General features: G+C 69.3%; 12 protein-coding genes. 2 read left to right on the top strand and 10 right to left on the bottom strand.

Annotated elements, in window-relative coordinates; all coding sequences use genetic code 11:
- Positions 1-46: 46 nt before the first annotated feature.
- Positions 47-1,099: a hypothetical protein gene (locus tag IB269_RS03545; protein ID WP_034395985.1), complete on the top strand. Its 1,053-nt coding sequence runs from the start codon at positions 47-49 to the stop codon at positions 1,097-1,099.
- Positions 1,100-1,162: 63 nt separating this feature from the next.
- On the opposite strand, the gene IB269_RS03550 is transcribed toward IB269_RS03545, so the two are convergent.
- Positions 1,163-2,452 carry an O-acetylhomoserine aminocarboxypropyltransferase/cysteine synthase family protein gene (locus IB269_RS03550; protein WP_071956456.1) on the bottom strand — a complete coding sequence of 430 codons (1,290 nt, stop codon included), beginning with the start codon at positions 2,450-2,452 and terminating at the stop codon, positions 1,163-1,165.
- Positions 2,453-2,767: 315 nt separating this feature from the next.
- Between IB269_RS03550 and IB269_RS03555 the strand changes: the two genes are divergently transcribed.
- The gene (locus IB269_RS03555; RefSeq protein ID WP_192366422.1) at positions 2,768-3,946 is read left to right on the top strand and encodes a GGDEF domain-containing protein; all 1,179 of its coding nucleotides are present in this window, start codon (positions 2,768-2,770) and stop codon (positions 3,944-3,946) included.
- Here IB269_RS03555 and IB269_RS03560 read toward each other — a convergent pair.
- The 9 genes from IB269_RS03560 to IB269_RS03600 all read right to left on the bottom strand — a co-directional run bounded on the left by IB269_RS03560 (position 3,943) and on the right by IB269_RS03600 (position 14,636).
- The gene (locus IB269_RS03560; RefSeq protein WP_192366423.1) at positions 3,943-4,836 is read right to left on the bottom strand and encodes a 3'-5' exonuclease; all 894 of its coding nucleotides are present in this window, start codon (positions 4,834-4,836) and stop codon (positions 3,943-3,945) included. The genes IB269_RS03555 and IB269_RS03560 overlap by 4 nt on opposite strands.
- Positions 4,837-5,096: 260 nt before the next feature.
- Positions 5,097-5,909, bottom strand: a complete 813-nt coding sequence (locus IB269_RS03565) for a crotonase/enoyl-CoA hydratase family protein (protein ID WP_192366424.1) — start codon at positions 5,907-5,909, stop codon at positions 5,097-5,099.
- A 17-nt stretch (positions 5,910-5,926) separates the two neighbouring features.
- On the bottom strand, positions 5,927-6,817 hold the full coding sequence (locus tag IB269_RS03570; RefSeq protein ID WP_099733152.1) for an SDR family oxidoreductase: 891 nt from the start codon (positions 6,815-6,817) through the stop codon (positions 5,927-5,929).
- A gap of 77 nt (positions 6,818-6,894) precedes the next feature.
- Positions 6,895-8,043, bottom strand: coding sequence for an acyl-CoA dehydrogenase family protein (locus IB269_RS03575; protein WP_192366425.1), 1,149 nt, complete (start codon positions 8,041-8,043; stop codon positions 6,895-6,897).
- Positions 8,044-8,068: 25 nt separating this feature from the next.
- The gene (locus IB269_RS03580; protein ID WP_099733153.1) at positions 8,069-9,631 is read right to left on the bottom strand and encodes a long-chain-fatty-acid--CoA ligase; all 1,563 of its coding nucleotides are present in this window, start codon (positions 9,629-9,631) and stop codon (positions 8,069-8,071) included.
- A 9-nt stretch (positions 9,632-9,640) separates the two neighbouring features.
- A complete protein-coding gene (locus IB269_RS03585) occupies positions 9,641-10,723 on the bottom strand; it encodes a CaiB/BaiF CoA transferase family protein (protein WP_099733154.1) in 1,083 nt (360 codons plus the stop codon).
- Between the two features lie 12 nt (positions 10,724-10,735).
- Positions 10,736-12,391, bottom strand: coding sequence for a long-chain-fatty-acid--CoA ligase (locus tag IB269_RS03590; protein ID WP_192366426.1), 1,656 nt, complete (start codon positions 12,389-12,391; stop codon positions 10,736-10,738).
- Positions 12,392-12,426: 35 nt separating this feature from the next.
- Positions 12,427-13,635, bottom strand: coding sequence for an ABC transporter substrate-binding protein (locus IB269_RS03595; RefSeq protein WP_065346603.1), 1,209 nt, complete (start codon positions 13,633-13,635; stop codon positions 12,427-12,429).
- A 143-nt stretch (positions 13,636-13,778) separates the two neighbouring features.
- Entirely contained in the window at positions 13,779-14,636 is an 858-nt protein-coding gene (locus IB269_RS03600; RefSeq protein WP_192366427.1) for an enoyl-CoA hydratase-related protein, read from the bottom strand.
- Positions 14,637-14,651 lie beyond the last annotated feature (15 nt).

Here is a 14,651-nt window from a genome sequence, read left to right on the forward strand (position 1 = left end):
GGCGCATGCAGTAGCATCGTCGGCCTCAATGATCCGAGGGAGTTCCATGTTGTTGCGTTCGCTTGTTCTTGCCATGCCGCTGTCCCTGGTCCTTGCCGGCTGTGCCACTGCGCCGCCCCAGGCACCGGCGCCCAGCCAGCCACAGGACCAGCCCCGGCCCGAGGTGCCCGCCAAGGCCCCGGCCGATGCGCCGCACGCCGAACCCGAGGTCGCCAACCTCACGCCCCTGCCCAGCCTGCTGCTGATCGGCGAAGACGCTGCCGGCCGCTACTACTCCATGGTGGCCAAGGCCACGTTCACCATCGAGGCCGATGGCCGCCTGAGCCTGGCCGATCAGGGCGGCGGCCACGGCGGCGAGCCCATGGCGCCCCAGGCCGACATGCAGGACCAGAGCATGTCCACCGAATGCAAGCCCTATGGCGCCGTGGCCAACCAGCGCACCACCTGGTTTCCGTACACGGGCGTGTTCGTGCGCGGCGGCACGCTGGTTGGCGCCAGGGCCGACGGTGCGGACGTGGCCGCCAAGGCGCTCACCGAGCATGAAGGTGCCCAGATGCTCTACACGGGCAAGGATGCCGACGCCACCGAGTACTACTACGCGCCCTGCGTAGGTGCGCAGCGTGTATCCACGGGCTGGCGGCTGGACCGCTACCTGCCCGACGGCGGGCAGCTGCGCGTGCGCGCCGATGCGCGCGGAGGCAAGGGCCAGACACTGGAGCTGAAGATTCCCAAGCCCTTTGCGCCCTTCGTGCTGGTGCGCTACCAGTCGGGCGCCATGATTCCCGTGCCCATGCGCGCCGTGCTGGCCACGGTGGACCTGGCCGAGCGCCGCGTGGTGATGCAGTACCAGGGCACCTATGCCGTGGAGCCTGCCATCCGCAAGATGGAGCTGCGCCTCATCGTGCCCGGCAGCCGCCCGTCCGAAGGCGAGACCGCCGCGCGCCACGCCGAACGCACCCAGGCCCAGCTGCGCGACCTGGCCCGCTGCGCCCCGCCCAAGGGCCATGCCATCGAGCCCTGCGCCAACCCGCAACGCACGCCCGATCCACTGATCTTCTACTCCTCGCAGCAAGTGCGGGAGCGCGCCAAGCGGCGCTGACAGGCCAGTGCCTGCCTGCAAGGGCCGGGCCGCCGCGCAGTCCGGCCAGCCCTTGCGCGGGAATCAGACCTTGGCCAGCGCCTGCTCCAGGTCGGCCAGCAGGTCGCTGATGTGCTCGATGCCCACGGACAGGCGTACCATGCCTTCGGTCACGCCGGCCTTGGCAAGCTCCTCGGCGTCGAGCTGGCGGTGCGTGGTCGATGCCGGGTGCGTGGCCAGGGACTTGGCGTCGCCGATGTTGACCAGGCGCGTAAACAGCTGCAGCGCATCCAGGAAGCGCGCACCGGCGGCGCGCGTGTCGCTGTCGCCGCTGCCGTTCTTGAGGCTGAAGGAGAGGATGCCCGAGGCGCGGCCGCCCAGCTGCTTCTTCACCAGGGCGTGGTCGGGGTGGTCCTGCAGGCCGGCGTAGCGCACCCATTCGATCTTGGGATGCTTTTGCAGCGTCTCGGCGATCTTCTGGGTGTTCTCGCAGATGCGGTCCATGCGCAGGGCCAGCGTCTCGATGCCCTGCAGGATGAGGAAGGCGTTGTGCGGCGACAGGGCGGCGCCGGTATTGCGCAGCGGCACCACGCGCACGCGGCCGATGTAGGCGGCCTCGCCCAGGGCCTCGGTGTAGACCACGCCGTGGTAGCTGACATCGGGCTCGTTCAGGCGCTTGAAGCGTGTCTTGTGCTCGGCCCAGGGGAACTTGCCGCTGTCCACGACGGCACCGCCCACGCTGTTGCCGTGGCCGCCGAGGTACTTGGTCAGCGAGTGCACGACGATGTCGGCGCCGTGCTCGATGGGGCGCAGCAGATAGGGGCTGGGCACCGTGTTGTCCACGATCAGCGGCACGCCATGGGCATGAGCCACGTCGGCCAGCGCGCGGATGTCGGTGACATTGCCCAGCGGGTTGCCGATGGACTCGATGAAGATGGCCTTGGTCTTCTCGTCGATGTACTGGGCGAAGCTGGCCGGGTCGCGCGGATCGGCAAAGCGCACGGTGATGCCCTGCTGCGGGAAGGTGTGGGCGAACAGGTTGTAGGTGCCGCCGTAGAGCGTGCTGGCCGAGACGATGTTGTCGCCGGCCTCGGCAATCGCCTGGATGGCATAGGTGATGGCGGCCATGCCCGAGGCCACGGCCACGGCGGCAATGCCGCCTTCCAGCGCCGCGACGCGCTTTTCCAGCACGTCGGTGGTGGGGTTCATGATGCGCGTGTAGATGTTGCCGGCCACCTTGAGGTCGAACAGGTCGGCGCCATGCTGGGCACTGTCGAAGGCGTAGGCCACGGTCTGGTAGATGGGCACGGCGGCCGACTTGGTGGTGGGGTCGGGCGAGTAGCCGGCGTGGACGGCCAGGGTTTCGATGCGCATGGAAGATTGCCTTTCTGGTGACGGCTTACGCAAGAAGGGCAGGGGCAGGCCATTTGCCATGGGGAGCGGCGCGTTCCCGCATCCTGTTTGCGTAAGTCCTGAGGTTTTACTAGCGGAGGACGGTTGGCATTGTGGCGTGCCGGCCTCCGGTGCCCAACGATGCGTTGGTTACGAACATATACGCCGCAGCCCGGTTGCTCCTCTGCCACGCGCAGATATGCCCGGCCTGCCATTGCCAGAATCGTGAGTGAATGTGTATTTTTGTTAACAACGTGTTGTAACGTGACCTGATCGCTAGACTCCATCAGGGAGTTGATGGTGACGTTGACAGCAAGACATCTTCTGGCGCTGGCGGTGCCCCTGTGCACCTTGCTGCTGGCCGGCTGTTTCTATGTCTGCTGGCGGCATCTGCGTGCCCGGCGCGAGTTGCGCAGCATGTCCTTCGCCTTCACCGGCTTCAGCCTGGCGCTGCTGCTGCAGATCCTGGAGCGGCCTGCGGCCGTTCCCGTCAATGCGTTGACGACGGCCGCGCTGCAACTGTGCGCGGCCTGGTTCATCACCGAGGCCATGGCCATACGCCAGGGCGTGCGCCCCGATGCACCGCTGGCGGCCGGCTTTGGCGGCGCGGTGCTGGTGGTGCTGGGCTACTACGCCTGGGCCGTGCCCGATGCCCAGGCGCGCCAGCATGTGCTCAATTTCGGCCTGGGCCTGCAGCTGGCCCTGCCGCTGTGGCGGCTGCCACGCAGGCATCCCTGCACAGGCTGGGACCGGCTGCTGCTGTGGGTGTTCGTGGTCTTTGCGCTGAGCTTTTTCGTCCGCACGCTGTGGGTGACGCCGCGTGCTGCTTCGGTATCGGCCAGCGCATCCGGCGAATGGCTGGGCATTTCTTCCTCGTGGATGGCGCTGCAGCTGAGCCTGCTGGTGTTCGGCCTGCTGTTTGCCATGCTCTTCCTGGCCGCAGCGGTGCGCGACACCGTGCAGGAGCTGCACGAGGAGCGCGACCGCGATCCGCTGACCGGGCTGCTGAACCGGCGCGCCTTCAAGGAGGCCGTGCAGCGCCGGCTGGCCGAGCAGCCGCAGCTGTCGGCCGCCGTACTGGTGTGCGACCTGGACCATTTCAAGCGGGTCAACGACGGCTGGGGCCATGCGGCGGGCGACGAGGTGCTGCAGCGCTTTGCGCGCCTGCTGCTGCGCAGCACGCGCCAGCAGGACCTGGTTGCACGCTTTGGCGGGGAGGAGTTCGTGGCCCTGCTGCCGCACGCCGACCCGCTGGCCGCGCAATGGATCACCCGGCGCATCCAGACCCAGCTGCGCCTGATGGGCTTCAGCGCGCTGCCCGACGACATACGCATCACGGCCAGCTTTGGCGTGGCCTGGATGTCCCAGGGCCAGACGCTGGAGCAGGCGCTGGCGCGTGCCGACGCCATGCTCTACGAGGCCAAGCGCGCAGGCCGCGACCGGGTGCGGCTGGTGCCGCAAGAGGAAGAGGCCTAGCCGGGGCTTGGCTTGCCCGGCGTGACCGGCGCCTGCAGCAGGCGTGGGGTGCGGGACGGGCGTGGCGATGAGCGCGGGGCGCTGGACTCGCGCGGTGCATGTGGCTCATGTGGCTCGTGCGGCTTGTGCGACACATGCTGCTCGTGCGACACATGCTGCTCGCGCGGGGCCTCCTGCTCGCGTGGCGCGTGTGCCCTGCGTGGTCCCCGCGGCCCGCTGGAGCTGCCGGGGCCGCGGGGTTCAGGCGCAGGCCTGGCGGGCCTGGCCGGGCGTTCGGCCACGGCCGGCTGGCGCTGTTCCCAGGCGGGCAGGGCGGCATGCACCATGGCGGCGCCGTGGGCGTCGTTGGCCGCGTAGTGGCGCTGGGCCAGGCTCAGCTGCGGTGCAGCCCAGTTGGAGGTGGAGATCTTCTTGGACTTGTGGAAGTTCTGCCCCAGCACCAGGGCCACGGCCGCGCGCACGCCTACCGAGCTGGCATAGCCGTGGCGCTTGAACACGCGGTCCAGGTCGATCACGTTGTGCAGCGCAACACCCAGGCGCGCGGGCAGCGCGCTGCGGTCATGGTCCAGGCCGAAACCGGCCTTGCAGATGGACTCGCTGGCCAGCACGTCGGCCGCAAGCGCGCGTGCCTGCGCATGGTGCAGCTGCAGCAGCCAGGCCTGGTCGCAGGTGGCCAACTGCACCACATGGGGGCCGGTGTCGGTCTGGTGGGCGTGGAACAGCGGCTTGCTCTCGGTATCGAAACCGAGCACGGGAGCCGCCATCAGCGCGGCGCGTGCGGCCGCGAATTCGGCGTCGGTGGCGGGCACGTGGATGCAGCGCTCGGGCAGGGCGGCAAAAGGCGGCAGCAGGCGGCTGTCATCCTTGCTGGGAGCGTGCAGGCGGGGCATGGGAAAAGAAGGGGAAGCCGAGGCAAGCCGTCAAGTATGCCTGCACTTGCATGCCCCTCAGGCACCGGGTTTTTATCCCCGGTGCGTGTGGACGGAGTTGTGGAAAACTCCGGGTGTAACTTGCCGAATCCGCGCCCTGCAAGGCTTTCCACGGAATGCCTAAAAAATCAGCGCAGTGGCGAAAGGGCGTCGAATAAGGGTATTTGCGGATGGCTGCGCCGGACCCCGATGCAGGGTCCGGCGGCTGTTTCAAAAGGTGTCTAAAGGCCTTGATCGTTGAAGACCGGCACCCGCTTTTCCAGGCCGGCGCGCACGGCCTCGGCCTGGTTGGAGCTGCCCAGCAGGGCCTGCTGCTCCTGCGCTTCGGCCAGCAGGATGTCTGCGGGAGAGGCGGTTTCGCTGAGCTGCATCAGCCGCTTGGACGCGCGTATGGCGTGCGGGCTGCTGGCCGCGATCTGGCGGGCCAGGTGGCGCGCTTCCTCCAGCGGCGCAGCGCTCACGCGCGTGGCCAGGCCCAGGGCCACGGCCTCGGGGCCGGGCACGATGCGGCCGGTGTAGACCAGCTCGCGCAGCACATCGCCGCGCACCAGCGGCGCGGCCAGCGCGCAGCCGGCCATGTCGGGCACCAGTCCCCACTTGATTTCCATGATGGACAGCCGCGCATCATCGGCCACCAGGCGGATGTCCGCGCCCAGGGCCAGCTGCAGGCCGCCGCCGTAGGCCACGCCATGCACGGCGGCGATCACGGGCACGGGCAGCTCGCGCCAGCCCCAGCAGATCTGCTGGAAGCGGTTGGCCATGCCGTGCGTGCGCGCGGCCAGGTCCGTCATGTCCGCCGTCTGCTGGCCGTCGGCAATGCCGGCCATGCTGCCCATGTCCAGGCCCGCGCAGAAGGCGCGCCCTTCGCCATGCAGCACCACGGCGCGCAACCCGGGCGTGCCCCGCAGCCGCGCCAATGCGTCGATCAGTGCATCGAACATGGCGGGGTCCAGCGCATTCATCTTGTCGGGCCGGGCCAGGGTCACCTCGGCCACGCCGTGGTCCACCGATATGCGCACGCGTTCTTGGCTCATGGCTTGTCTCCTTGTGTCTATGCGGTTCTTTGCTGGCGGTCGGCCGCGTTGCGCGATTCGATGGCGCTGCGCGCATTCGCCCAGTCCTGGTCGCTCCAGCTGGCCAGCCCGGCGAAGTTGCCGCCCGTCGCCTGGTATTGTCCGCCGTCTATGGCGATGGTCTGTCCCGTCAGGTACTCGGCCTGGGTGCTCATGAGGAAGACGGCCAGGTTGGCCAGCTCGGGCATGCGGCCGTTGCGGCCCATGGGGTTGTCGGCACGCACATGCTCGCCGCCCTGCGGGTTCAGCCGCGCGCTCATGCCTTCGGTGGGGAACAGGCCCGGCGCGATGGCGTTGAAGCGTATGCCCCGGTTGCCCCATTCCACGGCCAGCGACTGCGTCATGGCATGCACGCCCGACTTGGCCATGGCCGAGGGCACGGTGAAGGCCGAGCCGTTCCAGACCCAGGTGGTGAGGATGGACAGCACGCTGGCCTTGCGGCCCTCGGCCAGCCAGCGGCGGCCGCACTCCAGCGTGAGGTTGAAGCTGCCGCGCATGACGATGTTGGCCACGGCGTCGAAGGCGCGCATGGACAGGTCCTCGGTGCGGCTGACGAAGTTGCCGGCCGCGTTGTTGACCAGGCCCGTGAGCGCGCCGCCATCGGCCCAGATGGCCTCGATCATCTGCTCCACGGCCTCGGGCTGGCGCACGTCGCAGGCATGGCCCGTGGCCCGGCCGCCGTGCTGCTGCATCAGCTCCTGGGCGGTCTGCTCGACCACGGCGCCGCGCCGGCCGCACAGGTGGATGTCGGCGCCCATCATGAGAAAGGCCTCGCCCATGACACGGCCCAGGCCGGTGCCGCCGCCAGTGACGAGGATGCGTTCGCCCTTGAGCAGGCCGGGCTTGTAGATGAGGTCGTCGAGGGTCATGGCTGCTGTCTCCTGTGCTGCCGGGGAAGGGATAGGGGGACTGCGGCAGCGCTTGGCGCCGCCAGGGGATCGGAGCGTCAGAGCGCGCGCGATATCACTTCCTTCATGATTTCGCTGGTGCCGCCGTAGATGCGCTGCACGCGCGCATCGGCGTACATGCGGGTGACCATGTATTCGTTCATGTAGCCATAGCCGCCATGCAGTTGCACGAGTTCGTCAAGCACGCGGCCCTGCGCTTCCGAGCCCCAGAGCTTGGCCATGGAGGCCGTGGCCGTGTCCAGCGTGCCGGCCACCAGTTGCTCCACGCAGCGGTCGATGAAGGCGCGGCCCACGGTCAGCGTGGTGGCCACCTCGGCGAGCTTGAACCGGGTGTTCTGCATGTCGGCAATGGCCTGGCCGAAGGCGCGGCGCTCGCGCACGTAGGCCAGCGTGGCCTCGTAGGCGCCTTCCATGCAGGCCAGGGCAGCCAGGCCGATGATCAGGCGCTCGTAGGGCAGGTCGCCCATGAGTTGGTAGAAGCCCTGGCCTTCGCGCCCGCCCAGCAGCGCGTCCTGCGGCACGGTCACGTCGTCGAAGAACAGCTCCGAGGTGTCCTGGGCCTTCATGCCCATCTTGTCGAGCACGCGGCCCACGCGAAAGCCCGCGCAGTCCCGGGTCTCCACGATGAGGATGGAGGTGCCGCGCGCTCCCTGGGCCGGGTCGGTCTTACAGACCACGAGGATCAGGCCGGCCAGCAGGCCGTTGGTGATGAAGGTCTTGCTGCCGTTGATGCGGTAGCGGCCGTCCCTGAGTTCTGCGCGCATGCGCACGCCCTGCAGGTCCGAGCCCGCGCCGGGCTCGGTCATGGCGATGGCACCCACCAGTTCGCCGCGCGCCATGGCGGGCAGGTACTTGCGCTTTTGCGCCTCGGTGCCGTGGTTGAGCAGGTAGTGGGCCACGATGGAATGCACGGAGTTGCTCATGCCCGAGAGGGCGCGGCGCGCCATCTCCTCGTGGATCACGGCCTCGTGGCGGAAGTCGCCGCCGCCGCCGCCGTAGTCCTCGGGGATGTCGGTGCACAGCAGGCCCAGCTCGCCGGCGCGGCGCCAGATGGCATGGCCAACGTTGCCGCGCTGGCGTGCGGCCTCGTCCTGCGGCTGCATTTCGGTTTCCAGAAAGCGCACGGCGGTGGCGCGCAGGCTTTCCAGCTCGGGGGTGCTCCAGGAGCGTGTCAGTTGCAGTGGCATGGCGTGGCCTGGTGGTTCGTGGGGGTCAGTTGATGCGGCGTTCGCGGCCCTGCCAGTAGGGTTCGCGCAATTGGAATTTCTGCAGCTTGCCGGCGGCCGACAGCGGCAGCTCGGCGCGGAACTCCACCGAGCGCGGGCACTTGTAGCCCGCGATGCGTTCGCGGCAGTGGGCGATGACCTCGGCCTCGGTCAGCGGCTGGCCCTCGCGCGCGACGATCACGGCGTGCACGCGCTCGCCCCAGCGTTCGTCGGGCACGCCGATGACGGCGCACATGGCGACCTGGGGCAGCTGGGCGATGGCGTTCTCGACCTCGGCCGAATACACGTTCTCGCCGCCGCTGACGATCATGTCCTTGAGCCGGTCCACGACGAAGAGGTAGCCGTCGGCATCCAGCCGGCCCATGTCGCCCGTGTGCATCCAGCCGTCCTTGAGCGCGGCGGCCGTCTCGGCGGGCCTGTTCCAGTAGCCCTGCATGACCATGGGGCCGCGCGCCGTGATCTCGCCCACCTCGCCGGGCGGCAGCTCGCGGCCCTCGCCATCGACGATGCGCACCTCGGCAATGGTCACGGGCCGGCCGGCCGCGCGCAGCAGGCGCTCGCGCTGCGGGCCGGGACGGTGCTCGGCCGGGCCCATGGACACGATGGTGGGCGACAGCTCGGTCATGCCGTAGGCCTGGGCGAAGTCGGCGCCGGGCAGCGCCTGCATGGCGCGCTCCAGCAGGCTGGCGTCTATGGGCGCCGCGCCATAGAGCATGAGGCGCAGGCTGGACAGGTCGAACTCCGCCAGGCGCGGATGCTCGATCAGCCGGCGGATCATGGTGGGCACCAGGAACAGCTCGTTCACGCCGTGCTGCTGGATGCCGTCCAGGATGGCCAGCTCGTCGAATGCCGGCACGATGACCTGGGGCACCAGGCGCTGGGCCATGAGCAGGGCCAGGCCGCAGCCGGCCACATGGAACATGGGCGTGACCACCATGCCCACCTTCACATGCTGGCGCGGCACGTTGCTGGCATTGGACAGGGCGTTGATGAACAGGTTGTCGTGGCTGAGCATCACCCCCTTGGGCCGGCCCGTGGTGCCGCCTGTGTACATGACGGCAGCCAGGTCGGTGCCGCTGCGCAGCGCGTCGGGGCAGGGCGTGGCGGCGGCCAGCAATTGCTCGTAGTGCAGAGCGCCTTCGGGCGCGGCGCCCGTGCCGCAGAACACCACGGTGCGCAGGCTGGAGGACAGCTCGCGCAGCCGGGGCACCAGGGGCGCGAAGGCATCGTCCACGAAGAGCACGCGCGTGTCGCAATCGTCCAGCGAGTAGGCCACCTCGTGCGCGCTCCAGCGGATGTTGACGGGGTTGACCGCGGCGCCTGCCCACCAGCAGCCATAGAAGTATTCAAGGTAGCGGATGGAGTTCAGGCCCATCATGCCGACGCGGTCGCCGGGCGCCACGTCCAGCGCCCGCAGCAGGCCGGCACAGCGTTCGATGCGCTGCGCAAGCTGCGACCAGCTGGCCTGCTCTTCGCCGCAGATGGCCGCCGTGGCGCCGGCCCTTTCGCGGCGGCCCTTGTGGATGGCCTGGGTGAGATACATGGGCATGGGGTTTCCTCAGGAGCGGGCGTTCCAGGCGGCCAGCGTGTCTTGCAGGCTGGCGGCGCGCGGGGGGCGGGGCTGCTCGGGCACGCTGCGCGAAAAACGCGGCGCCGGCGCGGGCTGGAGCACGCCACCGGCCTCGGTGAACGTGGCACGCGCGCGGTTGTGGGCGTGCTGCGGCGCCTCGTCCCAGTCGAGCACGGGCGCGAAGCAGGCATCGCTGCCTTCCAGCAGCTCGCACCACTGCTGGCGCGTGCGCGTGCGGAACACGTCGGCCAGGCGCAGCTTGAGCAGGGGCCAGCGCGCGGCGTCCAGCTGCGCGTCGAACAGCGGGTCCTGTATGCCGCAGCGCTGGCGCAGCTCGGCGTAGAACTGCGGCTCGATGGCGCCTATGGCGATGTATTTGCCGTCGGCGCAGGCATAGGTGTCATAGAAGTGCGCGCCGCCGTCCAGCAGGTTCTCTCCGCGCTGGTTGCTCCACTGGCCCTTGGCCTTGAAGCCGTACATGAAGGCCGACAGCAGGGCCGTGCCATCGGTCATGGCCGCGTCGATGACCTGGCCCCGGCCGCTGCGCCCGGCCTCGTGCAGGGCGGCCAGCAGGCCCACGGCCAGCAGCATGCCGCCGCCGCCGAAGTCGCCCACGTAGTTGAGCGGCGGCACGGGCGCCTCGCCCGCGCGGCCGATGGCGTGCAGGGCGCCGGAGATGGCGATGTAGTTGATGTCATGCCCCGCCGCATTCGCCAGCGGCCCGTGCTGGCCCCAGCCCGTCATGCGGCCGTAGACCAGGCGCGGGTTGCGCGCCAGGCAGGGCTCGGGGCCCAGGCCCAGGCGCTCCATCACGCCGGGCCGAAAGCCCTCGATCAGCAGGTCGGCGCGCGCGATCAGCGCCAGGGCCGAGGCCTGGCCTTCCTCGCCGCGCAGGTCGATCTCGACCTGGCTGCGGCTGCGCGTGGTGATGTCCTGTGCATCGACCGGCGTGCCGGGCCGCGCGATGCGCAGCACCTCGGCACCCATGTCGGCCAGCAGCATGGCGCAGAACGGCCCCGGGCCCAGGCCCGCGAACTCGACAACGCGCACGCCTTCAAGCGGTCCTGGCATGGAGGTCTCCTTTCAGGCCGTGGGCAGTGGATGGTTCTTGTACTGCTCGCGCAGCTTGGTCTTTAGCAGTTTTCCCGTGGCCGTGTGCGGCAGCTCGGCCACCTGCAGCACGTCGTCGGGCAGCCACCATTTGGCGATGCGCGTGGACAGGAAGTCGAGCATGGACTCGCGGCTGACGCTGTGGCCTGCGCGCGGCACCACCAGCAGCAGCGGCCGCTCCTGCCACTTGGGATGGGCCACGCCGATGATGGCGGCCTCGGCCACGCCGGGATGGCCCATGGCGGCGTTCTCCACGTCGATGGAGGAAATCCACTCGCCGCCCGACTTGATCACGTCCTTGGCGCGGTCCACCAGCTGCAGGAAGCCGTCGGCATCGATGGTGGCCACGTCGCCCGTGGTGAAGAAGCCTTCCTCATCGACGGGCGAGCCGCCTTCGCCCTTGAAGTAGCCGCTGGCGATCCAGGGGCCGCGCACGCGCAGGTGTCCCCGGGCCTGGCCGTCCCAGGGCTGGGGCCGGCCGTCGTCGTCCACGATCTTGAGGTCCACGCCCCAGACGCCGCGCCCCTGCTTGAGCTTGACCTTGACCAGTTCCTCGCCCGACAGCGCGTCGTGCCGGGGCAGCAGCTTGCTGACCACGCCGATGGGGCTGGTCTCGGTCATACCCCAGCCCTGCACGACCTGGGCGCCGAACTGGTTCTCGAAGCGCTCCAGCATGGCGCGCGGCACGGCCGCGCCGCCGATGCCTATGCTCTTGACGCCCAGCGCGCGCGGGTCGATGTCGGGATGCGCATCCAGGTACTGGAACAGCATCAGCCACACGGTGGGCACGCCCTGCGAGAAGGTGACCTTCTCGTCGCGCATGAGCTCGTAGACGCTCTGGCCGTCCAGGTGCGGGCCGGGCAGCACCAGCCGTGCGCCGGCCATGGCCGCCGCATAGGGCGTGCCCCAGGCGTTGGCATGGAACATGGGCACGATGAGCATCACGGTCTCGCTCGCGTTCAGGCCGAAGGTGTCGGGCGCCAGCTCCATCAGCGTGTGCAGCACGGTGGAGCGGTGCGAGTACAGCACGCCCTTGGGGTGGCCCGTGGTGCCCGAGGTGTAGCACAGCGAGGAGGCCGTGCGCTCGTCGAACTCGGGCCACTCGAAGTCCTCGCTCTGGTTGCCCACCAGTTCGTCCCAGCAGTGCAGGTCGGGCAGGTCCAGCGCGGGCATGTGCTCGCGCGAACTCATGCAGACATAGGTGGTGACGGTCTTCAGATGCGGTGCGAGCTTTTCCACCAGCGGCGCGAAGGTCACGTCGAAGAACAGCACCCGGTCCTCGGCATGGTTGGCGATGTATTCGATCTGCTCGGGAAACAGGCGCGGGTTGATGGTGTGCAGCACCGCGCCGCTGCCCGAGACGCCGAAGTACAGCGCCAGGTGGCGCCAGCTGTTCCAGGCCAGCGTGCCCACGCGTTCGCCGGGCTGCACGCCCAGCGACTGCAGGGCGTTGGCCACCTGGCAGGAGGCGCGGCGCATGCCGGCCCAGTCGGTGCGGTGCAGGCCACCGTCCCGGGTTTCCGGCAGGCGCGAGATGATCTCGGTGTGCGGATGAAAGCGCGCCGCATGCTCGATCAGCGACGAGATCATGAGCGGGCGGTCCTGCATCAGTCCTTGCAAGGCGGGCATGGGGGTGTCTCCTGTCGTTGTCCTGAAGGCCGGGGTCATTGCACGGGCGCGTAGCGGCTGCCGTCGAAGCGCACGAGCTGCATCTTCTTGATGGGGAAGAAATCGTCCCCACCGGTCTGCAGGCTGATGCCCGGGTAGAGCATGGGCAGGTCCATCTTCAGGCTGGCGGCCTGCTTCATGATGTTGGCGCGCGTGAGTTCGTCGCCGGCCTGCCTGAGCACCTGCACCAGGGTCTGGGCCTGGGAGTAGCCGATGACGTTGAGCGAATCGTTGGGGTCGCCGGCCGGGTAGTACTTCTGCATGAAGGCCAGGTAGCCGGCCAGCTCGGGCGTGCCCTGGTTGGTGGGGTCCGAGGGCTCGCGCAGGTAGCTGGCCGTCATCACGCCGCGCGCGTTGTCCAGGCCCGCAGGCTTGAGCACCGAGCTGATGGACAGCGAGACGCTGACCAGGTAGTGCGCAGGCTTCCAGCCGATGTCGGCGGCCTTGCGTATGGACTGGGCCGCGAACTTGGGCGTGCTGATGTTGATGAAGGTGTCCGCCCCCGAGCCCTTGAGCGCCACCATCTGGCTGTCCACCGTGGGGTCGCCGACCTCGTAGGTCTGCTGCACGACGATGCGCTGCTTGGCCTGCTCGCCGAATCCGTCGAGCACGCCCTTGAGGTAGTCCTTACCGAAGTCGTCGTTCTGCATCAGGACGGCCACCTTGGCCTGGGGCCGCGTGGCCAGGATGTGCTGGGCGAACGTGCGGCCTTCGAGCTGGTAGGTGGGCTGCCAGCCCATGGTCCAGGGGAAGTTCTTCGGATCGCCCCAGCGCGTGGCGCCCGTGGAGACGAACAGCTGGGGCACCTTGCGCTGGTTCATGTAGCGATGCACGGCCTGGTTGTGCGAGGTGCCCAGCGCGCCGAACATCAGCAGCACGCCGTCGCGCTCGACCAGCTTGCGCGTCTGCTCCACGCTCTGCGCGGGGTTGTAGGCGTCGTCGGCCGAGAGGTAGGTGATCTTGCGGCCGTTGATGCCGCCCTCGGCGTTGATCTTGGCGAAGTAGGCCGCATGGGCCTTGCCTATGGTTCCGTAGGCCGACACGGGACCCGAGTAGGGCACGAAGTTGCCGATGCGGATCTCGGTGTCGCTGGCGCCGGTGTCGTACTTCTTCTGGGCCTGGGCTGGCGCCTGGGTGATGGCCGGCAGGGCCAGCGCCAGGCAGGCGATCAGGGCCCAGGGGCCCCGGGCGATGGTGTTGCGCATGGTTGTCTCCTGGCTTGCGGGCGCCGTGCCCGCTTTTCTTGTGGTGGCCGGTCCATGGTAGGAACCGGCCCGGCGCGCGCCCATCGTCGATTCCGACGAATGCATGTGCGGGCGCAGCAAGGTGCGTCGGGAAGGTGTGGCGCTCAGCCCGGCTGGCGGGGCGCGAACACGGGCTCGCGCTTTTGCATGAAGGCCTGCACGCCTTCCATGAAGGCCGGCGCGCCCACCAGATCGCGCTGGCGTTCGGCCTCGTAGTGAAGCTGCTGCTCCAGCGTGGAAGCGGCTGCGTGGTCCAGCGCGCGGCGGGCTTCCAGCACGGCACCGGCCGGCAGCCGCGCCAGGCGGGCGGCCGTGGCCAGGGCCTGTTCGCGCAGGGCCTCGTCGTCCACGCAGGCCCAGACCAGGCCCCAGTCGGCAGCCTGCTGCGCGCCCAGCCTGTCGCCCAGCAGGGACAGGCCCATGGCGCGCGCACGGCCCAGCCGCCGCTCGATGAACCAGGTGGTGCCCAGGTCCGGCACGATGCCCAGGCGCGGCAGGAAAGGCAGGTAGAAGTAGGCCGAGCGCGCCGCCAGCGCCACATCGCCAGCCAGGGCCAGGCCCACGCCGGCCCCGGCTGCCGCGCCGTTGATGGCGCAGACCACGGGCACGGGCAGCTGCTGCAGGTCCAGGATGAGGCGGTTGGACAACTGCTGCATGTTGTCGGCCGTCTGCGCGCCCAGCGTGCGGCCATCGGCCTGGGCCCCGCCTTGTGCCCCGCCTTGTGCGCCGCCCATGGACGACAGGTCCGCGCCCGCGCAAAACCCCCGGCCCTCGGCGGTGAGCACCAGGGCGCGGAGGGAGGTGTCCTCGCGCACCTCGGCCAGCAGTTCGCGCAGCCGCACCTGCAAGGGCCTGCCCAGCGGATTCATGCGGGCGCTGTCCTGGAGGACGATGAGGGCGATCTCGCCGTTGTCGTCGTTGTTGCCGTGGCGTTCCATGCGGACGGCCGGACTGGAATTCATGGGGGACTCCTGTGG

The organism is Delftia sp. DLF01 (assembly GCF_014852125.1).
Classification (GTDB): domain Bacteria; phylum Pseudomonadota; class Gammaproteobacteria; order Burkholderiales; family Burkholderiaceae_C; genus Comamonas; species Comamonas acidovorans.